Origin of the sequence: Rhodobacter capsulatus, from assembly GCF_052363185.1 — a bacterium.
GTDB classification, from domain to species: domain Bacteria; phylum Pseudomonadota; class Alphaproteobacteria; order Rhodobacterales; family Rhodobacteraceae; genus Rhodobacter; species Rhodobacter capsulatus_E.
In genome coordinates, this window is the sequence record NZ_CP198955.1 from 3,538,954 (window position 1) to 3,560,726 (window position 21,773).

Annotated in this window: 20 protein-coding genes and 1 pseudogene; 15 read left to right on the top strand and 6 right to left on the bottom strand. The window is 66.6% G+C overall.

What is annotated here, in order from left to right; genetic code table 11:
• Window positions 1-56 precede the first annotated feature (56 nt).
• Window positions 57-812 carry a phosphodiester glycosidase family protein gene (locus ACTTAG_RS17395; RefSeq protein ID WP_444463445.1) on the bottom strand — a complete coding sequence of 252 codons (756 nt, stop codon included), beginning with the start codon at window positions 810-812 and terminating at the stop codon, window positions 57-59.
• Window positions 790-1,224, bottom strand: coding sequence for a 30S ribosome-binding factor RbfA (gene rbfA / locus ACTTAG_RS17400; RefSeq protein ID WP_444463446.1), 435 nt, complete (start codon window positions 1,222-1,224; stop codon window positions 790-792). Before rbfA ends, ACTTAG_RS17395 begins: the two co-directional genes overlap by 23 nt.
• A gap of 107 nt (window positions 1,225-1,331) precedes the next feature.
• On the opposite strand from rbfA, the gene dapB reads away from it, so the two are divergent.
• Window positions 1,332-2,141 carry a 4-hydroxy-tetrahydrodipicolinate reductase gene (dapB, locus tag ACTTAG_RS17405; RefSeq protein ID WP_444463447.1) on the top strand — a complete coding sequence of 270 codons (810 nt, stop codon included), beginning with the start codon at window positions 1,332-1,334 and terminating at the stop codon, window positions 2,139-2,141.
• Between the two features lie 83 nt (window positions 2,142-2,224).
• On the opposite strand, the gene ACTTAG_RS17410 is transcribed toward dapB, so the two are convergent.
• Window positions 2,225-2,404 carry a DUF1674 domain-containing protein gene (locus tag ACTTAG_RS17410; RefSeq protein ID WP_444463448.1) on the bottom strand — a complete coding sequence of 60 codons (180 nt, stop codon included), beginning with the start codon at window positions 2,402-2,404 and terminating at the stop codon, window positions 2,225-2,227.
• Window positions 2,405-2,482: 78 nt separating this feature from the next.
• On the opposite strand from ACTTAG_RS17410, the gene ACTTAG_RS17415 reads away from it, so the two are divergent.
• From ACTTAG_RS17415 to ACTTAG_RS17460, 10 genes are all read left to right on the top strand, one after another.
• Window positions 2,483-3,748: an RsmB/NOP family class I SAM-dependent RNA methyltransferase gene (locus ACTTAG_RS17415; RefSeq protein WP_444463449.1), complete on the top strand. Its 1,266-nt coding sequence runs from the start codon at window positions 2,483-2,485 to the stop codon at window positions 3,746-3,748.
• A 93-nt stretch (window positions 3,749-3,841) separates the two neighbouring features.
• Window positions 3,842-5,602, top strand: coding sequence for a heparinase II/III family protein (locus tag ACTTAG_RS17420; RefSeq protein ID WP_444463450.1), 1,761 nt, complete (start codon window positions 3,842-3,844; stop codon window positions 5,600-5,602).
• A gap of 39 nt (window positions 5,603-5,641) precedes the next feature.
• Entirely contained in the window at window positions 5,642-7,228 is a 1,587-nt protein-coding gene (gene purH / locus ACTTAG_RS17425) for a bifunctional phosphoribosylaminoimidazolecarboxamide formyltransferase/IMP cyclohydrolase (protein ID WP_444463451.1), read from the top strand.
• Window positions 7,229-7,234: 6 nt separating this feature from the next.
• Complete coding sequence (gene lspA, locus ACTTAG_RS17430) at window positions 7,235-7,711, top strand: signal peptidase II (protein ID WP_444463452.1); 477 nt, start codon at window positions 7,235-7,237, stop codon at window positions 7,709-7,711.
• A 67-nt stretch (window positions 7,712-7,778) separates the two neighbouring features.
• A complete protein-coding gene (locus tag ACTTAG_RS17435; RefSeq protein WP_444463453.1) occupies window positions 7,779-8,333 on the top strand; it encodes a DUF3035 domain-containing protein in 555 nt (184 codons plus the stop codon).
• A gap of 90 nt (window positions 8,334-8,423) precedes the next feature.
• Window positions 8,424-9,797 (top strand): M16 family metallopeptidase, encoded by a 1,374-nt coding sequence (locus tag ACTTAG_RS17440; RefSeq protein ID WP_444463454.1) that lies wholly within the window; start codon window positions 8,424-8,426, stop codon window positions 9,795-9,797.
• Entirely contained in the window at window positions 9,794-11,110 is a 1,317-nt protein-coding gene (locus ACTTAG_RS17445) for a M16 family metallopeptidase (RefSeq protein ID WP_444463455.1), read from the top strand. The genes ACTTAG_RS17440 and ACTTAG_RS17445 overlap by 4 nt, the downstream gene beginning before the upstream one ends.
• 48 nt (window positions 11,111-11,158) lie before the next feature.
• Window positions 11,159-13,012, top strand: a complete 1,854-nt coding sequence (gene mutL, locus ACTTAG_RS17450; protein ID WP_444463456.1) for a DNA mismatch repair endonuclease MutL — start codon at window positions 11,159-11,161, stop codon at window positions 13,010-13,012.
• Window positions 13,009-14,160: a DNA recombination protein RmuC gene (locus tag ACTTAG_RS17455; protein ID WP_444463457.1), complete on the top strand. Its 1,152-nt coding sequence runs from the start codon at window positions 13,009-13,011 to the stop codon at window positions 14,158-14,160. The genes mutL and ACTTAG_RS17455 overlap by 4 nt, the downstream gene beginning before the upstream one ends.
• A gap of 58 nt (window positions 14,161-14,218) precedes the next feature.
• The gene (locus ACTTAG_RS17460; protein WP_444463458.1) at window positions 14,219-14,563 is read left to right on the top strand and encodes a DUF3775 domain-containing protein; all 345 of its coding nucleotides are present in this window, start codon (window positions 14,219-14,221) and stop codon (window positions 14,561-14,563) included.
• Window positions 14,564-14,704: 141 nt separating this feature from the next.
• Here ACTTAG_RS17460 and ACTTAG_RS17465 read toward each other — a convergent pair whose 3' ends face one another.
• Window positions 14,705-15,391 (bottom strand): response regulator transcription factor, encoded by a 687-nt coding sequence (locus tag ACTTAG_RS17465; RefSeq protein ID WP_013066010.1) that lies wholly within the window; start codon window positions 15,389-15,391, stop codon window positions 14,705-14,707.
• Window positions 15,392-15,535: 144 nt separating this feature from the next.
• Between ACTTAG_RS17465 and ribA the strand changes: the two genes are divergently transcribed.
• Both ribA and ACTTAG_RS17475 read left to right on the top strand, forming a co-directional pair.
• Window positions 15,536-16,615, top strand: a complete 1,080-nt coding sequence (gene ribA / locus ACTTAG_RS17470) for a GTP cyclohydrolase II (protein WP_444463459.1) — start codon at window positions 15,536-15,538, stop codon at window positions 16,613-16,615.
• Window positions 16,612-17,166, top strand: coding sequence for a L,D-transpeptidase family protein (locus ACTTAG_RS17475; RefSeq protein ID WP_444463460.1), 555 nt, complete (start codon window positions 16,612-16,614; stop codon window positions 17,164-17,166). The genes ribA and ACTTAG_RS17475 overlap by 4 nt, the downstream gene beginning before the upstream one ends.
• On the opposite strand, the gene ACTTAG_RS17480 is transcribed toward ACTTAG_RS17475, so the two are convergent.
• Together ACTTAG_RS17480 and ACTTAG_RS17485 are read right to left on the bottom strand one after the other, a co-directional pair.
• Window positions 17,163-17,825, bottom strand: coding sequence for a YggS family pyridoxal phosphate-dependent enzyme (locus ACTTAG_RS17480; RefSeq protein WP_444463461.1), 663 nt, complete (start codon window positions 17,823-17,825; stop codon window positions 17,163-17,165). The two genes, ACTTAG_RS17475 and ACTTAG_RS17480, sit on opposite strands and share 4 nt — an antisense overlap.
• 91 nt (window positions 17,826-17,916) lie before the next feature.
• Window positions 17,917-18,873, bottom strand: a complete 957-nt coding sequence (locus ACTTAG_RS17485; RefSeq protein ID WP_444463462.1) for a porin — start codon at window positions 18,871-18,873, stop codon at window positions 17,917-17,919.
• 277 nt (window positions 18,874-19,150) lie between these two features.
• Between ACTTAG_RS17485 and ACTTAG_RS17490 the strand changes: the two genes are divergently transcribed.
• Window positions 19,151-19,660 (top strand): DUF3576 domain-containing protein, encoded by a 510-nt coding sequence (locus ACTTAG_RS17490; RefSeq protein WP_444463463.1) that lies wholly within the window; start codon window positions 19,151-19,153, stop codon window positions 19,658-19,660.
• 137 nt (window positions 19,661-19,797) lie between these two features.
• Window positions 19,798-21,654, top strand: a pseudogene (gene leuS / locus ACTTAG_RS17495) (leucine--tRNA ligase); the annotation flags it as partial.
• Window positions 21,655-21,773: the final 119 nt, after the last annotated feature.

Here is a 21,773-nt window from a genome sequence, read left to right on the forward strand (position 1 = left end):
TCCCTGATACAGGCCCGCCTGCTAGCGCCTTGCCGCTTGCGGGTCAATCGGACCCGTCACTCGCGGTCGACAAGCCCGACCATCGGCCCCAGCGGCAAGCCGAAATCGGCCCGGCCCTGCCCCGGCACGAACAGCCGCGAAATCGAGCCGTCGAAGTAAAGCGCATTCGGCGCGCCAAGGCTGTCGCGGAAGAAGCGGGCGAAGCGGTGAAAGGTCACCGGCCTGTCGGAAATCACGAACCAGGCCGTTTGCCCGTCAGCCGAAACGCCCACCCCGTTGCGGATATAGGTCGAGGTGCTGTCGGGCAGGAACCGCGGATGCAGCGCGCCCCCGATCACCAGCATCGGCCCCGATTGCGTGGCAAAGCGGCAGGCGGGCGGGGCTGCGGCAAAGGCGCGGCTTTCGATCACCGCGAAACGGTCGGTCACGCAAAAGACCCCGTTCGGCAGCAGGCCGAAATTCCCCGGCCCCTCGCGGGTGACGATCGGCGCAAGCTCGGTGCCGTTCTCGATGTAAAGCCCGGCCGGATCGCGGCTTGGCGCATACATCCCGGCATTCATCGCGAAAACGAGCCGCTCGCCCGGGGCCAGCGTGGCCTTGATACGCGCGGCATTGCCCAGCAACCGGCCCTGATCGTCCTTCAGCCACAGCCGCAGATCCTGCCCGGCCTGCGCCTGACAGACGGTAAAGGGGATGTCCTCGAAGGTGACGGTGTGGCACGGATCGGCCGCCAGCGCGAGGCGCGGCACCACCAGCGCCAGCGCCGCGAAGAGCCGCGCCCAGAGCGGCTTAACCCTCATCGCTTTCGTCATCGTCGCGCGCCGCAATATCGCGCTGCACGGTTTCATCGGAAAACATCCGCCGGGTTTCATCCAGCCGGTCAAAGGTCTCGTCCATGCGAAACCGCAGATCGGGCGCATATTTCAGCGTCATCGCCTTGGCCACATGATGGCGCAGCTCGCCCGAATGACGGCGCAGCGCCGCCAGCATCGCCTCGGCGCTGTCGCCCCCCAGCGTGCCGCCCAAAGGCGCCACATAGACCGTCGCCACCTTCAGATCCGGCGAGGTCCGCACCTCGCCCACGGTGATCGAGATCTTGTTCAGGTCCGGGTCATGCACCTCGCCGCGCAAGAGCACGTCGGAAAGGGTACGCCGGATCAGTTCGCCGACGCGAAGCTGACGTTGCGAGGGGCCATCGCCCGAGGAGAAACGGTTCTTTGCCATGCCCCGCACATAGGGCTTTCGGGCCCATTCCGCAACGGGGGGCCGCAACGGGGCTTTGCCAAGCGGGCAGCCGCGGGCTAGGAAGGGCGAAACGCATGGAGAGAGAGATGAGTGACCTGCCGGGGATCGTGATCACGGGGATTTCGGGACGCATGGGGCGGATGCTGGCGGCAACCGTCGCCGCCTCGGACAAGGCCAAGCTCGTCGGCGCGGTCGAGCGCACCGGCCATGACTGGATCGGCCGCGATCTGGGCGAGGCTCTGGGCGGGGCGAAAAATGGCGTGATCGTCAGCGATGATCCGCTGGAAGCCTTTGCCAAGGCGCAGGCGGTGATCGACTTCACCGCCCCTGCGGCGACGCTGGAATTTGCCCGGCTCGCCGCGCAGGCCCGCGCCGTGCATGTGATCGGCACGACGGGCTTCGAGAAGGAACAGATCGAAGCGCTCGAACCCGCGTCGCGGCATTCGGTGCAGATCCGGGCGGGCAACATGAGCCTTGGCGTGAACCTGCTGACGAAACTGGCGAAGACGGTGGCGCAAGCGCTCGATGCCGATTGGGACATCGAAGTGGTCGAGGCCCATCACAACCGCAAGGTTGATGCGCCGTCGGGCACGGCGCTGATGCTGGGTCAGGCCGCCGCCGCGGGCCGCGGCATCGACCTCGAAGGCATGAGCGAATCGGGTCGACACGGGATCACCGGCGCTCGGAAACACGGCGCCATCGGCTTCTCGGCGATCCGCGGCGGCGATATCGTGGGCGAGCATGACGTGATCTTCGCCACGGCGGGCGAGCGCATCGTGCTGCGCCACATCGCCACCGACCGCGCGATCTTCGCCCGCGGCGCGCTCAGGGCCGCGCTCTGGGGCCAGACCCAGAAGCCCGGCCAATACGACATGATCGACGTGCTGGGGATCTGACCTCCCCCGTCGCCTCTTTATCTTGCCGCAAATATCCTCGGGGGTCCGGGGGCAGACAGCCCCCGGCGTTGGCCACAAGCGCCTCAGAAGTCGATGGCGATGCCCTTCTTCTCCCAATCGCCAAAGCGCACCGGCTCCGGCCCGTCGCGGCCGCCGAATTCCTTCGGCAGGGCCACGGCCTGCGCGGCCTTGCGCCGTTCTTCGGCCTCGGCCAGCGCGCGGAGCGCGGCGGGGGGCAGATCCTTCGGGGCGTCTTCGCTCATCAAGGCCTCCGGCTTTGCGTTTCGGGTCGGGCCTGTTATAGGCCGCCCCATCCACGCGAACAAGCAAGGGAAAGCGCCATGGCTTCGATCGATCCGGCCCGCCGTGCGGCAGCGGCGCTTCTGTCCGGCGTGCTGCAGGAGCGGCTGACCTTGGCCGAACAGGCGGGCGAGCTGGCCACGCTGGCGCCCGCTGACCGCGCCCGGGCGCAGCGGATCGCGCTGGCCACGCTGCGCAACCTCACCCGCACCGATGCGATGCTGAAACCGCATCTGCGCAAGGCGCCGCCGCCCGATCTGCATGTGCTTCTCCGCCTCGGCACGGTCGAGATCTGCGCGCTTGGCGAGGCCCCGCATGGCGTCACCGATGCGCTCGTCACGCTCGCCCGTTCAGGCGGGCAAAAGACCGAGGGCTTTGCCGGGCTGATCAACGCGGTTCTGCGCAAGATCGCCGCCGACACCGACCGCTGGGCCCGGCTCGATGCCCCCGCCCTGCCCGGCTGGCTGCGCGGGCGGCTGATGTCGGCTTACGGCAAGGTCGCGGTGATGCGGATGGAAGCGGCGCATCTGGCGGGCGCGCCCACCGATCTTTCGGTGAAGACCGATGCCGCGGGATGGGCCGAAAAACTGGGGGCCGAGCTGCTGCCCACCGGCTCGTTGCGACTGGCGCAGGCGGGGCAGATAACCGAATTGCCGGGCTATGCGACGGGCGACTGGTGGGTGCAGGATGCCGCCGCCGCCCTGCCCGCCAAGGTGCTGAACGCCCAGCCGGGCGAGCGCGTGCTGGACCTTTGCGCCGCGCCGGGCGGCAAGACGCTGCAGCTGCTGGCCGCGGGGGCGAAGGTCACCGCGCTGGATGTCTCGGCCCCGCGTCTCGACCGGCTCGAAGAGAACCTGGCCCGCTGCGGGATGACGGCCGAAACCGTCGTGGCCGATGCGCTCGACTGGACGCCTTCGGCGCCCTTTGACGCGATCCTGCTCGATGCGCCCTGTTCGGCCACCGGCACGATTCGCCGCCACCCGGATCTGCCCTTCGTGAAAGATGCCAGCGGCATCAAGACCTTGGTGGCGCTGCAGGCGGCGCTTTTGGACCGGGCGCTGGGCTGGATCAAACCCGGCGGGCGGCTTGTTTATGCCACCTGCTCGCTTCTTCCCGAGGAGGGCGAGGCGCAGATCGCCGCCGCGCTGGCCCGCCATCCGGGGCTGCGCCTTGCCCCGATCACCACCCCCGGGCTCGACCCCGACTGGCTGACGGAAACTGGCTGCCTGCGGCTGCGCCCCGATCTCTGGCCAGAGCGCGGCGGGCTTGACGGCTTCTTCGTCGCCGTGCTGCAACAGGGCGGCTGAGGGGTGAATTCGGGCCATGACAGGACCCCTGCGCAGCTTTAAGGTGCGGGCAACGGCAACAGGCGTGACAGTTCACATTCGATGGCAAGGGCGATGACTGGGGGCAAGGGCAAATCCTCTCGGGCCGAGTCGCGTGGGCGGCTGACGGGCCTTCTGGACCGGCTGGCGGCGCGGCGCGCGGCCAAGGCCAGCCCCGCCACCGGCTTCGTCAGCCAGCCCGAGCCGCGCTCGATCGGCTCTTTCGCCCGCGGACGGCAGATGATCGCCGGGAATTTCCTCTTTGCGGGCTTTCTGGTCGAGGGGCCCGACCGCGCGATCTGGGATCTGCCCGTCCCCGACCCGAGCTTCGAGGAGGCGCTGCAGGGCTGCACCTGGCTTGACGATCTGGCCGCGGTGGGCGACCGGCCCGCACGCGAGAGGGCGCAGGCCTGGGTTTTCGACTGGATCGCCCGTTACGGCAAGGCCAAGGGGCCCGGCTGGACCCCGGATCTGACCGGGCGGCGGCTGATCCGGCTGATCAACCATGCGCTGTTCCTGCTCAACGGCCGCGACAAGACCGAGGCGCAGGCCTTCTTCCGCACGCTTGGTCAGCAGACGCTGTTTCTGGCGCGGCGCTGGCGCTCGGCCAGCCCCGGCCTGCCGCGGGTCGAAGCGCTGACCGGGCTCATTTACGCCAGCCTGGCGCTGACCGGGATGGAGGTCCATGCCACAGCCGCCGCCGAGGCACTGGCCACCGAATGCACCGAGGAGATTGACGCGGAAGGCGGCATTCCCACCCGCAACCCCGAGGAATTGCTGGAGGTTCTGACCCTGCTTTTGTGGGCCGCCGATGCGATGACCGCGGCCGGGCGCACGCCTTTGCCCGCGCATCTGGCCGCGATCGCGCGGATTGCACCCACGCTGCGGGCGCTGCGCCATGCCGATGGCGGGCTTGCTCGGTTTCACGGCGGCGGCCGCGGCGCCGAGGGGCGGCTCGATACCGCGCTGAACGCCACCGGCACCCGGGCCGTGGCGCGGACCGGGCTGGCGATGGGCTTTGCCCGGCTGCATGCGGGCCGCACCAGCCTGATCGTCGATGCCGCCCCGCCGCCCCGGGGCGCCGCCTCGGCCAATGCCCATGCCTCGACGCTGGCGTTTGAAATGACCTCGGGGCGCTGGCCGGTGATCGTCAACTGCGGCTCGGGGGCGATGTTCGGCCCCGACTGGCACCGCGCCGGCCGCGCCACCCCCAGCCATTCGACCCTGGCGATCGAGGGCTATTCCTCCTCCCGCCTTGGCCCCGCCCGCAGCACCGGCGCGGCGACGCGGACCTGGCTGGAGGAAACGCCCTCGGAAGCCTGGATGCGCCCGGAAAGCGACCCGGCGCGGCATGCGCTTTTCGGCCATGACGGCTATCTGATCACCCACGGGCTGACCCATATCCGGGAACTGGAGCTTGCCCCCGACGGCAACGCGCTGAAGGGGATGGACACGCTGGGCGCGATGACCAGCGCCGACAAGGCCCGGTTCGAGACCGTGTTTCAGGCCGATGCCCTGCGCGGCATCCCGTTCCAGATTCGCTTCCACATCCACCCCGAGGTCGATGCCACGCTCGACATGGGGGGCTGGGCGGTGTCGATGGCGCTCAAATCCGGAGAGATCTGGGTTTTCCGCTTCGATGGCCCGGTCGATCTGACGCTGGACCCCTCGGTCTATCTGGAAAAGGGCCGTCTGCGCCCGCGGGCCACGCAACAAATCGTGCTTTCGGGGCGTTTGCAGGCGCCGATCCAGCAAATCGGCTGGACCTTGGCCAAGGCTCAGGATACCCCCGGCGCCAATCAGGGCGAGCCCCGGCCGCCCGTTCCCGCTCCCTGACCACGGGCCGCGACGGCCCTTGCAAAGAAGGAAAGTCTCGTGACCCATCCCGTTCCGCTCACCCGTGCGCTGCTTTCGGTGTCCGACAAGACCGGTCTGGTCGATTTCGCCCGTGCGCTGGCCGCCCGCGGGGTCGAGCTGCTCTCGACCGGCGGCACCGCCAAGACGCTGCGCGAAGCGGGCCTAAGCGTGCGCGACGTGTCCGAAGTGACCGGCTTCCCCGAGATGATGGATGGCCGCGTGAAGACGCTGCATCCCAAGGTGCATGGCGGGCTTCTGGCGCTGCGCGACAATGCCGAACATCTGACCGCGATGGAAACCCATGGCATCGAGGTGATCGACCTGCTGGTGGTCAACCTTTACCCGTTCGAAGCCACCGTGGCCAAGGGCGCCGCCTATGACGACTGCATCGAGAATATCGACATCGGCGGCCCGGCGATGATCCGCGCCGCGTCGAAGAACCATGCCTTTGTCGCCACCGTGGTCGATGTCGAGGATTACGCCGCCGTTCTGGCGGAACTGGATGCCAACGACGGCAAGACCACCTTCGCCTTCCGGCAACGGCTGGCGCAGATCGCCTATGCCCGCACCGCCGCCTATGATGCCGCCGTCTCCACCTGGATGGCGCAGGCGATCGGCGAGGAAGCGCCCCGCCGCCGCGCCTTTGCCGGAACGCTGGCACAAACCCTGCGCTATGGCGAAAACCCGCATCAGTCGGCCGCCTTCTATCTGGACGGCTCGGCCCGTCCGGGGGTGGCGACGGCGAGCCAGCATCAGGGCAAGGAACTGAGCTACAACAACATCAACGACACCGACGCGGCCTTTGAACTGGTGGCGGAATTCCCGAGCGACGCCCCGGCCTGCGCGATCATCAAACACGCCAATCCCTGCGGCGTGGCCACCGGCAAGACGATGCTTGAAGCCTACACAAGGGCGTTCGATTGCGACCGCACCTCGGCCTTTGGCGGCATCATCGCGCTGAACCAGACCCTTGACGCCGCGACGGCGGAAGAAATCTGCAAGATCTTCACCGAAGTCGTCATCGCCCCCGCGGCCAGCGACGAGGCGAAGGCGATCTTTGCCGCGAAGAAGAACCTGCGCCTTCTGACCACGGGCGCGCTTCCCGACCCGAAAGCGCCGATCACCAGCTTCCGTCAGGTGGCGGGCGGCTTCCTTGTGCAGGGCAAGGACAATGGCGCGATCACGCTGGACGATCTGAAAGTCGTCACCAAACGCGCGCCCTCGGAGCAGGAACTGAAAGACCTGCTCTTTGCCTGGAAGGTCGCGAAACACGTCAAGTCGAACGCGATCATCTATGTGAAGGACGGCGCCACTGTCGGCGTCGGCGCGGGGCAGATGAGCCGGGTCGACAGCACCCGCATCGCCGCCCGCAAGGCGGAAGACATGGCCGAGGTGATGGGCCTGCCCGCGCCGCTGACCCGTGGCTCGGTTGTGGCTTCCGATGCCTTCTTCCCCTTTGCCGATGGTCTGATCACCGCAGCCGAGGCGGGGGCGACGGCGATCATCCAGCCCGGCGGTTCGATGCGCGATCAGGACGTGATCGACGCCGCGAACGAACGCGGTCTGGCCATGGTCTTCACCGGCATGCGCCACTTCCGGCACTGAGGCATCATGCGACTGATGGCGCGGTTTGCGGCAGCGGTGCTGCTGCTCGATCAGGTGACGAAAGTCATCGTCGTGCAATGGATCGGGCTTGACCGGATCGGCCAGATGGCGGTGCTGCCGCCCTGGTTCAACCTGCGCATGGCGTGGAATCGCGGCATCAACTTCGGCCTTTTCGCGGGCGAGGACGAGATCACCCGCTGGGCCCTGGTCGTGATGGCGCTGGCCATTTCGGCCTGGGTCTGGCACTGGGTCAGCCGCCATCCGCAGGGGCTGCGCGGGCAGGTCGCCGCCGGGCTTCTGATCGGCGGGGCGCTGGGCAATGTCATCGACCGCATCGCCTATGGTGCGGTGGCCGATTTCCTCAATGTCTCGACGCCATTCTGGGACAATCCGTTTTCCTTCAACGTCGCCGACATCGCCATTTTCCTTGGCGCGGCGGGGCTGGTGCTGTTCACTGGCGAGGGCAAGTCCGGGCGCGCGTGAATGCCATTGGGGCGTGACGGGCGCACGGCGATAGGCTAAGACGGGGCAAACGACGATGGGGTGCTGCATGCGATCGGTGTCTGGAACGCTCGGGATTGCGCTGGTGACGGCGCTGGCCCTTGGCGGCTGCGGCGGCGCGAAAGACAAACAGCCCGAGCTGATGCACCTGCGCTCCTCGACCTCGGGGCCGGATGAATTCGGCATCCTGCCGACCAAACCGCTTGCCATGCCCGACAGCCTGACCGAGCTGCCCGCGCCGACGCCGGGTGGGACGAACATCACCGATCCCACGCCGCAGGCCGATGCGGTGGCGGCGCTGGGTGGCAATCCCGAACGGCTGACCGGCACCGGCCGCGCGACGGGCGATGGCGGGCTTTTGAGCCATTCGGGGCGGTTCGGCACCGAAGCCGGCATCCGCGACCGGCTTGCCGCCGAAGATCTGCAATGGCGGCGCGATCACGATGGCCGGTTGCTGGAACGGCTGTTCAACATCAACGTCTACCTCAAGGCCTATCGGCCGATGTCGCTTGACCAGCAGGCCGAACTGGAGCGCTGGCGCCAGCAGGGTCTGCGCACCCCGGCCGCCCCGCCTTCGGGCACGGCGCAGCAGGCGCTGCCGTAACGGCCGATCAAACCTGCGTCAGCCCCCTCCGCAGCCGGTTGCCTGTGGCCGTGGCGGGATTACCCTGATGCCAGATCGACGGAGATGCCCATGCGCATGATGCTTGCCGGACTGGCCCTGACGGCGACCACCCTTGGCGCCACGGCCGCCCCGGTGACCCATTTCACCCTGCCCAACGGCCTTGACGCCGTGGTGATCGAGGATCACCGCGCCCCGGTCGTGGTGCAGATGGTCTGGTACAGGGCCGGATCGGCCGACGAGATCCGCGGCAAGTCGGGGATCGCCCATTACCTGGAACATCTGATGTTCAAGGGCACCGACACGCTGGCGCCGGGGGAATTGTCGAAGGTGGTGGCGGCGAATGGCGGCTCGGACAATGCCTTCACCAGCTATGATTATACCGCCTATTACCAGCGCATCGCCGCCGACCGGCTGGAGCTGGTGATGAAGATGGAAGCCGACCGGATGCGCAACCTGCGCATCTCGCCCGATGACTGGAAGACCGAGCGCGAGGTGATTCTGGAAGAACGCGCCCAGCGCACCGACAGCGACCCCTCGGCGCTTCTGAGCGAGCAGATGCGGGCGGCGCAATTCCTCAACAGCCCCTATGGCACACCGGTGATCGGCTGGCGTCAGGAGATGGAAAGCCTGACCCGCGAGGATGCGCTGGCCTGGTATCGCCGCCATTACGCGCCCAACGATGCCGTGCTGGTGGTGGCGGGCGACGTGACCCCCGATCAGGTGAAGGCGCTGGCGCAGACATACTATGGCCCGCTGGAACCGTCGAAAGACCTGCCGCCACGGGTCCGCCCGCAGGAGCCGCCGCAGCTGGCCGCCCGGCGCATGGTGTTTCGCGATGCCCGCATCGCCCAGCCCTATGTGATGCGCAGCTATCTGGCGCCCGAACGCAACCCGGGCGATCAGAAACAGGCGGCCGCGCTGACGATTCTGGCGGAGCTTCTGGGCGGCAACATGGCCACCTCGGTTCTGGGCCGCAAACTGGTGTTCGAGGCGGGCGATGCCATCCATGTCTCGGCGGGCTATGACGGGATGTCGATCGACAAGACCACCTTCACGCTCGCCGTGATGCCCGCGAAGGATGTCGACCTGCCCCGGGCCGAAGCCGCGCTGGACAAGGCTTTGGCCGATTTCTTCACCGACGGCATCGACCCGGCGCAGTTCGAGCGTATCCGCACCCAGATCCGCGCCAGCCAGATCTATGAACAGGACGACACCGAGGCGCTGGCCCATCGCTATGGCGAGGCCCTGGCCTCGGGCTTTTCCGTCGCCGATGTCGCGGCCTGGCCCGAGGTGCTGATGTCCGTCACCCCCGACGACGTGATGGCCGCCGCCACCGCGCTTTTTGCGCCCGCGCAATCGGTGACCGTCTTTGCCGAACCTGCGGGGGGCGCCCCGGCACCCGTTCCCGCCGCGCCCGCCCTGACCCCGGAGGCCACGAAATGATCCTTCGCGCCCCCTTTCGCCTAATCGCCGCCGTGGTTCTGGCGGTCCTCTCCGCCCTGCCCGCGCAGGCGATCGAGATCACCGAGGTCACCTCGCCCGGCGGCATCCGGGCCTGGCTGGTCGAAGCGCATGACATCCCCTTTACCGCGCTGGAAATCCGCTTTCGCGGCGGGGCGAGCCTTGATGAGCCGGGCAAGCGCGGCGCCACCAATCTGATGACGGCGACGCTGGAGGAAGGCTCGGCCGATCTGGACAGTCAGGGCTTTGCCGCCGCGCAGGAGGCCCTGGCCGCCAGTTTCAAATTCGACGTCGATGATGACACGCTGAGCATCTCTGCCCGGATGCTGACGGAAAACCGCGACAAGGCGGTGGCGCTGCTGCAGGGCGCGCTGAATGACCCGCATTTCGATCAGGCCTCGGTCGATCGGGTGCGCGGGCAGGTGCTGTCGATCATCGCCTCGGACGCGCAGGACCCGCAGGCGATCGCGGGCGAGACCTTCCGCAAGCTGGCTTACGGCGATCATCCCTATGGCAGCTCGCTGAACGGCACGGTGGACAGCGTGCAGGCCCTGACCCGCGAAGACATGTTCGCCGCGAAAGCCCGGGTGATGGCGCGCGACCGGCTGGTGGTTTCGGCCGTGGGGGATATCACCCCCGCCGATCTGGGCCCGCTGCTCGACCGGCTTCTGGGCGATCTGCCCGCCACGGGGGCGCCGTTGCCGCCGCGCGCCGATCTGGCGCTGACCGGCGGCGTGACCGTTGTGCCCTTCGACACGCCGCAGGCCACGGTGATCTTTGGCGAGCAGGGGCTCGCCATGTCGGACCCGGATTTTTTCCCGGCCTATGTCTTCAACGAGATCCTGGGCGCGGGCGGCTTTTCCTCGCGGCTGATGGAGGAGGTGCGCGAAAAGCGCGGCCTGACCTATGGCATCTACACCTATCTGGTGCCCAAGGATCTGGCCGAGACCTGGCAGGGCAGTTTCGCCTCGGCCAATGGCAAGGTGGCGGAAGCGATCCAGATCGTGAAGGCGGAATGGGCCAGGGCCGCAAGCGGCAAGGTCACCGACCGCGAACTGGCCGATGCCAAGACCTATCTGACCGGCGCCTATCCGCTGCGCTTTGACGGCAATGGCAATATTGCCGACATTCTGGCGGGGATGCAGCTGAACGGCATGCCGGTCGATTACATCAACAGCCGCAACGACAAGGTCAATGCGGTGACGAAGGACGACATCGCCCGGGTGGCGCAGCGGCTGATCAAGGCCGACGGGCTGCGCTTTGTCGTCGTGGGCCAGCCCGAGGGGTTGAAGTAAGCCCCGAATCTGTTGGGCTTGATTTCGGGCTGTGCTATCCCTTGTGGCATGAACGCACAGCCCCCCCAAATCGGCGCCTCGCGCCCGGTGATCCGCCAGCTTGACGACGCCGCCGCCAACCGCATCGCGGCGGGGGAGGTGGTGGAACGCCCCGCCTCGGCGGTCAAGGAACTGGTGGAAAACGCGCTCGACGCCGGGGCAAGCCGGATCGAGATCGCCTATGCCGACGGCGGCAAGACGCTGATCCGGATCAGTGACGACGGCTGCGGCATGACGGCCGAAGACCTGCCCTTGGCGCTGAGCCGTCATGCCACGTCGAAGATCGACGGCTCGGACCTTCTGAACATCCACACCTTCGGCTTTCGCGGCGAGGCTTTGCCCTCGCTCGGCGCCGTTGGCCGTCTCACCATCACCTCGCGCGCCGAGGGGTTCGAGGCCGCGCAGATCACCGTGTCCGGCGGCCAGATCGACGCGGTGAAACCGGCGGCGCTCAATCGCGGCACCGTGGTCGAGCTGCGCGATCTGTTCTTTGCCACCCCCGCGCGGCTGAAATTCCTGCGCACCGACCGGACCGAGGCGCAGGCCATCGCCGATACGGTCAAGCGCCTCGCCATGGCCGAACCCTATGTCAGCTTCACTCTGCGCGAGATCGCGGGCACCGACACGCGCGAGATTTTCCGCGCCGATGCCGAACAGGGCGAGCTCTTCGGCGCGCTTTCGGGTCGGCTAGGCCGCATTCTGGGCCGGGCCTTTGCCGACAATGCCGTGCCCTTGGACGCCGAGCGCGAGGGGATCCGGCTGACCGGCTATGCCGCCCTGCCCACCTATTCCCGCGGCGCCGCCATCGAGCAATTCCTCTTCGTCAACGGCCGCCCGGTGCGCGACAAGATGCTTTTGGGCGCCTTGCGGGCGGCTTACATGGACGTGCTGTCGCGCGACCGCCACCCGGCCGCGGTGCTGTTTCTGACCTGCGATCCCGAGTCGGTCGATGTGAACGTCCATCCCGCCAAGGCCGAGGTCCGGTTTCGCGAATCGGGCGTGCCGCGGGGCCTGATCGTCACCGGCATCCGCCATGCGCTGGCGCAATCGGGGCATCGGTCGTCCTCCACCGTCGCCACCGCCACGCTCGGTGCGATGCAGCCCGAACCGGTGCAGCCGCGCCTCTATCAGATGGAGCGGCCCAGTTACGGCGCCATCCGCAATGCCTTTGCCGCGCAGATGCCCCTGCAAAGCTTCGACGAGGCGCCGCAGCCCTTCACCGCGCCCTTTGCCCCCTCGGCCCGGGTCGAGCCCGCCCCGCCCGAAACGGCCGAGCTGATCCACCGGCCCTTGGGCGCCGCGCGGGCGCAGCTGCATGAAAACTACATCATCGCCCAGACCGAGCGCGGCATGGTGATCGTCGATCAGCACGCCGCCCATGAGCGGCTGGTCTATGAACGGCTGAAAGCGCAAAGCGCCGAAAAGGGCATCGCGGCGCAGGCGCTTCTGATCCCCGAAATCGTCGAACTGTCGCCCGCCGAGGCCGCCCGGCTGCTCGATGTGGCCGAGGATCTGCACCGGCTTGGCCTTGCCATCGAGCCCTTTGGCGGCAGCGCCATCGCCGTGCGCGAAACCCCGGCGATCCTTGGGGAAATCAACGCCGCGGCGCTGTTGCGCGACATCCTTGATGAGCTGGCCGATCAGGGCGACAGCCTGCGGCTGCAATCGAAGATCGACGCGGTGCTGTCGCGGATGTCCTGTCACGGCTCGATCCGCTCCGGCCGGCAGATGCGGGTCGAGGAGATGAACGCGCTGCTGCGCGAGATGGAGGCGACGCCGCTTTCGGGGCAGTGCAACCACGGCCGCCCGACCTATGTCGAGCTGAAACTCTCCGACATCGAACGGCTGTTCGGCCGGACATGATCCAGATCGGCGCGCATCTGATCGACCTGCAGGACCCGCTGGTGCAGGCGGCGCTTGGTGCGGCGGCGGTTCTGCTGCTGCTGATCCTGCTGATGCTGCGGGCGTCGCTGCGCACGGCGAAGACGCTGGACCCTCTGGCCGGAAACCTTTTGCAACTGGCGCAACGGGTGCAGGCGCTCTCGGATGGCCAACACCAGCTGGCGGGCGGGCTGCATCATGTCTCCGAAGCCCAAGCCGCCAGCCAAAGCCGGATGCTCGCCCTTATGGAAGCCCGGCTGGCCGAGGTGAACCGGGCGATGACCGAAAGCCTGCACGGCTCGGCCACCCGCACGGCGCGGTCCTTGGGCGACCTGCAACAGCGCTTGGCCGCGATCGACAAGGCGCAGGCGAATATCGAGAAGCTTTCGGGCAATGTGCTGGGGTTGCAGGATATTTTGTCAAACAAGCAGACCCGCGGCGCCTTTGGCGAGATCCAGCTGCATGACATCGTGCAAAAGGCCCTGCCGCGCGATTCCTATACGATGCAGGCGACGCTATCGAACGGACGCCGCGCCGATTGCCTGATCCACCTGCCCTATCCGCCGGGGCCCATTGTCATCGACAGCAAATTCCCGCTGGAAGCCTATGAAGCCCTGCGCCGGGCCGAAAATCAAAGCCAGCTGATCGAGGCGCAACGGATGATGCGAATCTCGCTGCGCGCGCATATCCGCGCCATTGCGGATCGCTACATCCTCGAGGGCGAGACCTCGGACGGGGCGCTTCTCTTCCTGCCCTCGGAAGCCGTCTATGCCGAACTGCACGCGAATTTCCCGGAACTGGTGCGCGAGGGCTTTGCCGCCAAGGTCTGGATCGTCTCGCCCACGACCTGCATGGCGACGCTGCACACGATGCGCGCCGTTTTGAAAGACGCGCGGATGCGGGCACAGGCGGGGGCGATCCGGCGCGAACTCGCCGCGCTGAATGCCGATGTCGGGCGGCTGGGCGAGCGGGTGGCCAATCTGGATCGCCACTTCGGCATGGCCGCACGGGATATCGAGGAGATCCGGACCTCCGCCGAAAAGGCGGGCAAGCGGGCGCATCGGCTCGACAATTTCGACTTCGAGGAGCTGGCCCCGGAACCGCCCTTGCGGCTTCCCGTCGAAAGCTGAGATGGCGCTTGCGTCAGGCGCCATCCGGGACGAGAGTGGGGCCACAGGAGGACGTGTCATGCTGCCGATCAGCCCGTCGAAAATCGCCCATGTGATCATCCGCGCCCGGAAATTCGACGCCGAAGTGCCCGGCTCCGGTCAGGGGCGCGAGCTGCGCGCCTTCATCGCGGCGCTGAACGAGGATGAACAAGCGGCGCTGACCGCGCTGATGTGGATCGGCCGCGAGACCTTCGAAGCCGAGGAATTCGACGAGGCCTTCGAAACCGCCAAGGCCGAGGCGACGGCGCCGACCGAGGATTACCTTCTGGGCATCCCGATGCTGGCCGATTACCTGGAAGACGGGCTGAATGCGATGGGCATCAGTCTGGAAGAGGCCGAGGACGGCATCAATCCGACGGTGTAGGGGGGTGCTGCCCCCCGTCCGCAAGCGGACTCCCCCCGGGATATTTTCACCAAGGTGAAAGCAGATCCCGGACGCCCTTTCACCTTGGTGCAAATATCCCACGGGGGTGCGGGGGTGTGAAACCCCCGCTCCTGGGCGGTATCAGGCGACCAGCCGATAGCCGCCCGATTCCGTGATCAGAAGCCGCGCATTCGACGGATCGGGCTCGATCTTCTGGCGCAGCCGGTAGATGTGGGTTTCGAGCGTATGCGTGGTCACCCCCGCATTGTAGCCCCAGACCTCGTGCAACAGCACATCGCGCGCCACCACCCCATCCTGCGCCCGGTAGAGGAACTTTAGAATGTTGGTTTCCTTTTCCGTCAGCCGGATCTTGCGATCCTTGGCGTCGATCAGCATCTTCATCGCCGGCTTGAACGTATACGGGCCCAGCTGGAACACCGCGTCTTCGGATTGTTCATGCGTGCGCAGCTGCGCCCGGATGCGGGCCAGCAGCACCGGGAACTTGAAGGGCTTCGTGATGTAATCATTCGCGCCGCTGTCGAGCCCAAGGATCGTGTCCGCATCGGTGTCATGGCCGGTCAGCATCATGATCGGGCATTTGACGCCTTGCTTGCGCAGCTTCTTGCACAGCTCGCGGCCGTCGGTATCGGGCAGGCCCACATCGAGCATCACCAGATCGTAAAGCGCGCCCTTGGCCTTTTCGACCCCTTCGGCGCCCGAACCCGCCTCGAACACGTCGAATTCCTCGGTCGCGATCAGCTGCTCGGCCAGCGCCTCGCGCAGGTCGCTGTCGTCATCCACCAGAAGAATTTTTTTCAGCCCGGCCATCTTTGCCTCCCGGTCTTATTGCGGTTCGTGTCAAGCTGGACTCTCCTCACCACTGCGGCAAGAGAGGTGAAATCTTTCTCACGCAAGGGTGACGCAGGGCGGGGAAGTGTTTCAATCTGTTTCAACCGCCGCTATCTTCCGGCCATGGAAACGCCCGTCTTTCTCGGCCCGAGCCCCCTTGAACTGATCAACCGCGCCCGCGCCGATCTGCGGCTCGGCCTGCCCGTCGTGCTGTCGGGGCAGGGTCTGGCCGTCGCCGTCGAGACGCTCTCGCCCGAGCGTCTTGACGCCCTGCGCGGTCTTGGGCCGCTGACCCTGGCGCTGACCGCCTGGCGCGCTGAGACGCTGAAGGCCCGGGTCTACGATGACGACCTTGCCCGGATCGCCGTGCCCGAGGACGCCGATCTGGCCTGGCTGCGGGCGCTGGCCGATCCGGCCGATGATCTGCGCATGCCGATGAAGGGACCGCTGACCAGCCAGCGCGGCGGCGATGCCACGCTGGCCCGGGCCGCGATTGGCCTGACGAAGACGGCGCAGCTTCTGCCCGCGGCACTGCTTGCCCCGCTGCCAACACCCGCGCCGGAGGGGCTGACGGCGCTCGACGCCACGCAGGTGCTGCACCTCCTTTCCTCGGAAGCCGCCTTTGCCCCCGTCGCCGCCGCGCGGGTGCCGATGCGGGCGGCGGAAAAGGGGCGGCTGCATATCTTTCGCCCCGACGATGGCGGACCTGAACATTACGCCATCGAGATCGGGTCCCCCGACCGGGCGCAACCGGTTCTGGCGCGGCTGCATTCGGCCTGTTTCACCGGCGATGTGATGGGCTCGCTGAAATGCGATTGCGGCCCGCAGCTGGATGCGGCGCTGCACCAGATGGGGGCCGAGGGGGCGGGCGTGCTGCTTTACCTCAATCAGGAGGGGCGAGGCATCGGGCTGGCCAACAAGATGCGCGCCTATTCGCTGCAAGATCAGGGCTTTGACACGGTCGAGGCGAACCACCGGCTGGGGTTTGAGGATGACGAGCGCGATTTCCGCATCGGCGCGGCGCTGCTGAAGAAGCTCGGCTTCACCTCGGTGCGGCTTCTGACCAACAACCCGGCCAAGGTGCGGATGCTGGAAACCCACGGCATTGCGGTGACTGAACGGGTGCCGCTCAAGGTCGGCAAAAGCCGCCACAACGAAGCCTATCTGGCCACCAAGGCGGCAAAATCGGGGCATCTGCTGTGATCCGTCTGACCGCCACCGGACTTCTGTTCCACGGCCGCCGCCATCCGGTGCAGATCGGCCGCGGCGGGCTGAGCCTAAGCAAGCGCGAAGGCGACGGCGCCACCCCGGTGGGTCGGCTGCGCATCGTCGGTATGCTCTATCGCGCCGACCGCCTGCCCCGCCCGGCGAAATGGGCCAAGCCCATCGGCCCGCAGGATCTGTGGTGCGACGCCCCGGACCACCCCGCCTACAACCAGCCGGTGAGGGCGCCGTTCGGGGCCAGCCACGAACGCCTCGCCCGCCGCGATCCGCTTTACGACATCGTTCTGATCACCGACTGGAACTATCCGAAGGCCACGCCCGGCAAGGGCTCGGCGATCTTCCTGCATCAGCGCCGCCGCCTTGGGTTTCCGACCGCGGGGTGTCTTGCGCTCCGCCGTGCCGATCTGATCAAACTCGCCCGCAGCCTGAAACCCGGCACCGCGCTTTTGATCCCGCCGCTTGCCTGCTTTTATCTTGCGAAAAATATCCCGGGGTCCGGGGCAGCGCCCCGGTCCGCCGACAAGGCTTAAGCCTTCGCCCCGTAATCGCGCGCCCCGAAAATCGCCGAGCCTACGCGCACATGCGTGGCCCCGGCGGCAATCGCCGCTTCGAAATCCGAACTCATCCCCATCGAAAGCCCGGTCAGCCCGTTCCGCGCCGCCATCCCGGCGAGCAGGGCGAAATGCGGGCCGGGGTCTTCCGCTTCGGGCGGAATGCACATCAGCCCGACCACCGGCAGATCCAGCCGCCGCGCCTCGGCCACGAAATCATCCAGCGCCTCGGGCAGGACGCCCGCCTTTTGCGGCTCGGCGCCGGTGTTGACCTGCACGAAAAGATCGGGGCTGGCCCCGCGCGCCTGCGCCAAAGACGCCAGCTTCACCGCCAGCGAGGGCCGGTCAAGCGTGTGGATCGCCTCGAACAACGCCACCGCCTGTTTCGCCTTGTTCGTCTGCAAGGGCCCGATCATGTGCACGGCCACGCCCGGAAACTGCGCCCGCCAGTCGGGCCATTTGCCCGCCGCTTCCTGCACGTAATTCTCGCCGAAAAGCCGCTGCCCCTGATCCAGCACCGCCGCCACCCGGTCGGGCGGCTGCACCTTGGACACGGCGATCAGCGACACCGCCCCCCCGGCCCGCCCGGCGGCCCGCTCCGCGGCGGCGATCCGGGTTTGAATCTCCTGCAGTCCCATGGCGATCTCCTTTGGCGCAAAACAGCACGGGGCACCGAAAAAGAAAAGAGCGGGCGAAACGCCCGCTCTTTCCCGATCAGGTTCCGAGAGATCAGAACTTGAACTTCACACCGAAGTCCGCAACCATGTCGGAGTTCGGCAGGTCGTTGTCGGCGATACCGCCAACAATCGAAGCGCCGCCGCCCAGATCGTACGAAGCGCCGAGACCGTACCAAGTCACGTCAGCCGGGTTGAAGTCGCTGTCGATGGTTTGCACATAGCCGCCAACGGTGGTCGCACCGAAGGTAGTATCGACGCTAACGCCATAGGCTTTAGCATCAACCAAGGCGCTGATGGAGGCGTAGTAGGCTTTGACGTTGGTGGCGCCGAATTTGGCGGTACCGGCCAGCTCGACTTGATCAACGTCGGCACCGACGACCGGATCGATGACTTCGTAGCCCAGACCCACGGTGTAGTTGCCGAAGGTGTAGGCGCCAGCAACGGCGTATTGGGTCGCGTCGTCAGCGGTGACTGCGTTCGACGGATCGCCAGCCGGGGTCGCGTTCACGCCGTCGGTCATCGACGCGGCAACCGAGAAGGCGCCAGCCGAGTAGGTGTACAGGACACTCGGGTTACCCGCCGAGGTGCCGCCAGCGCCGTTGCCATCACCGGTCAGGTAGGGGATGTCGTTGCTCAGGCCGCCCATGGCGAGGTCGGTGTAACCAACTTCGTACAGGTCACCGAACAGGGCTTCCGGAGCCGAAACGGTGTCGCCCATTTCGATTTTGCCGAAAGCGCCCGAGATGAACACGGTGCCTTCGTTGCCGAACGCGGCGCCGTTGTTGGCAGCGGTGTCGCCAGCCTCGTCAGCGCGGAAGGTCGCGCCGAATTCCAGACCAGAATCGGTGGTGCCCGACAGAGTGAAAACCACGCGAGCGCGGCTCGAGAAGTAGGCATCATCGCCGTTGTACACGACACCCATACGGGCGTTGCCCGAGAGTTTCACTTCGGCGGCGGCGGCGCCAGCGACCATGACGAGCGCGGTCGACGCGATGAGAAGCTTTTTCATTTTTCCCTCGTTTTGCTAAGGTCAGCCCCAACTCAGGGGAATCCGAGTTGGGTATGAAGGCTTTTTCTCTCGCCCCGCCCCGCATTGCAACGAAAACGGGGCCGAAGCGCCCAAAGCGAAACCGCATGGTGCAGCTTTGCCACAGTGCCCCGCTGGGGTCAGCGGGCTTCGGACGGGCGCGGGCGCGGCCGCATGGGGAAAAATCTTGTCGCCCCCCCGGCCATCGGCTAGAGACAGGAAAAGCCAATGGGTTCAGCCTGCGGGGGCAGTCGATCGGATGAACAAAGCAACCTCTCTGCGCACCGCGGCGGTGCTGGGCCTCGGGCTGGCTGTGGCGGGCTGTGGCGGCACCTCCAGCGGCAGGCTGTTCCAGTGGGGCGGCCCCGCGCAGACGCCGCAAAAGCAGGAAACCGCCTTCGACAAGTTCAATGTCGAGCCGCAGCAATCGACGCTGTGGGATCTGTTCTCGAACAACGAGGACCCGAACGTCAGCCTGGCGGTGAACAAATATCTGTGGACCGCCTCGCTTCAGGTGCTCGACTTCCTGCCGATCCAGTCGGTCGATCCGTTCTCGGGCCTGATCGTGACGGGCTACGGCACGCCGCCCGGCGGCGGCAAGGCTTATCGCGCCACGATCCACATCACCGATCCGGCGCTCGATGCGCGCTCGCTCAAGGTGTCGCTGGAAAGCCGCGGTGGCACGGTGGCCCCGGAAACCGTGCGCGCGGTCGAAGATGCGATCCTGACCCGCGCCCGGCAGCTGCGCATCCGCGACTCGAATCTCTGATCCGTCACAAGGCGACGATTTCCCCGCCCGGGCGCTTCCGCGGCGGGGATATTTTGTCACTTGTCGGTGCTGATCACTGGACCTTCCGGCCCCGCGCGGTGTAGCAAACCCGCGACCGATGACGAACGAGGGGCCAGATGTCGCGTTACGAGCCGAGCCAGAGCGAAAAGAATTGGCAAGCCGCCTGGGAGGCGGAGGGCGTGTTCACCGCGCGGCGTGACCCCGCCAAGCCGAAATATTATGTACTGGAGATGTTCCCCTATCCGTCGGGGCGCATCCACATGGGGCATGTGCGCAACTACACCATGGGCGATGTCGTCGCGCGGTATAAAATGTCTTGCGGTTTCAGCGTGTTGCACCCGATGGGCTGGGACGCCTTCGGGATGCCGGCGGAAAACGCCGCGATGGAGCGGGGCGGCCATCCGAAGGACTGGACCTATTCGAACATCGCCGACATGCGCGCGCAGATGAAGCCGCTGGGGCTTTCCATCGACTGGAGCCGCGAGTTTGCCACCTGCGACCCGGACTATTACGGCCAGCAGCAGGCGATGTTCCTTGATATGCTGGAGGCTGGTCTTGTCTATCGCAAGGCGGCGGTGGTGAACTGGGACCCGGTCGACATGACGGTTCTGGCGAATGAACAGGTCGAAGACGGGCGCGGCTGGCGCTCGGGCGCGCTGGTCGAGCGCAAGGAACTGACGCAGTGGTTCTTCAAGATTTCCGATTACGCGGGCGAGTTGCTCGCCGCGCTCGATGGTCTGAAGGACTGGCCGGAAAAGGTGCGGCTGATGCAGGCGAACTGGATCGGCCAGTCGCGCGGGCTGCAATTCAGCTTCGATACCGTCGATGCACCCGAAGGTTTCGGCCAGATCGAGGTTTACACGACGCGGCCGGACACGCTGATGGGGGCGTCTTTCGTCGGCATCTCGCCCGATCATCCGCTGGCGAAAGTGCTGGAAGCGGCGAACCCGGAAATGGCCGAGTTCATCGCGCAATGCCGCAAGGGCGGCACCACCGAGGAAGCGATCGAGACGGCGGAAAAGATCGGTCTGGACACCGGCATCCGTGTCAAGCATCCGCTTGATCCGGCTTGGGAATTGCCGGTCTGGATCGCGAACTTCATCTTGATGGATTACGGCACCGGCGCCATCTTTGGCTGCCCGGCGCATGACCAGCGCGACTTCGAGTTTGCCACGAAATATGCCCTGCCGATCAACCCGGTCTTCGTCGCGCAAGGCGCCGAAGAAGCCGTGTTGACCGAGGCCTTCGTGCCGATGAAATCGGAAACCGTCCGCTACATCCGCGGCTTTGCCGGGGCGGACGTGCAAACCGGCGAGGACGGCGTGGCCGCAGCCATCGCCTTTGCCGAGGCGGCGGGCTGGGGCACCGGCGTCACGAAATACCGCCTGCGCGACTGGGGTCTGTCGCGGCAGCGCTACTGGGGCTGCCCGATTCCCGTCGTGCATTGCGCCGCCTGCGGTGTCGTGCCCGAGAAAAAGGAAAACCTGCCGATCCGGCTGCCCGATGATGTCACCTTCGACAAGCCGGGTAACCCGCTCGACCGGCATCCGACCTGGCGCGACTGTGCTTGCCCGAAATGCGGGGCCCCCGCCCGGCGCGAAACCGACACGATGGACACCTTTGTCGATTCGTCCTGGTATTACGCGCGCTTCACCGCGCCGCATGCGACGACGCCGACCGTGGCCGAGGATGCCGACTACTGGATGAACGTCGATCAATATATCGGCGGCATCGAGCATGCGATTCTGCACCTGCTCTATTCGCGCTTCTTCGCCCGGGCGATGGCGAAGACCGGGCACCTGCCCGCGAAAGCGATCGAGCCCTTCGACGCGCTTTTCACCCAAGGCATGGTGACGCACGAGATCTACACGACAGAGCGAAAAACCAAGCTGTCGATTACAAAAAGCGATGGCCAAGAAATCGAAATCGATGGTCCCCCGAGGCTAGTTTATCATCTTCCGGAAGAAGTCGAGGCCGTCGGAACACAAGAGGGCACAATCCATGTCCTCAAGTCGGCATTGGAGGACAAGAAGCTCCGGGCTAACTTTACATCGAACGACGGTGGGCACGACGTAGCAAACCGCTTGATTGC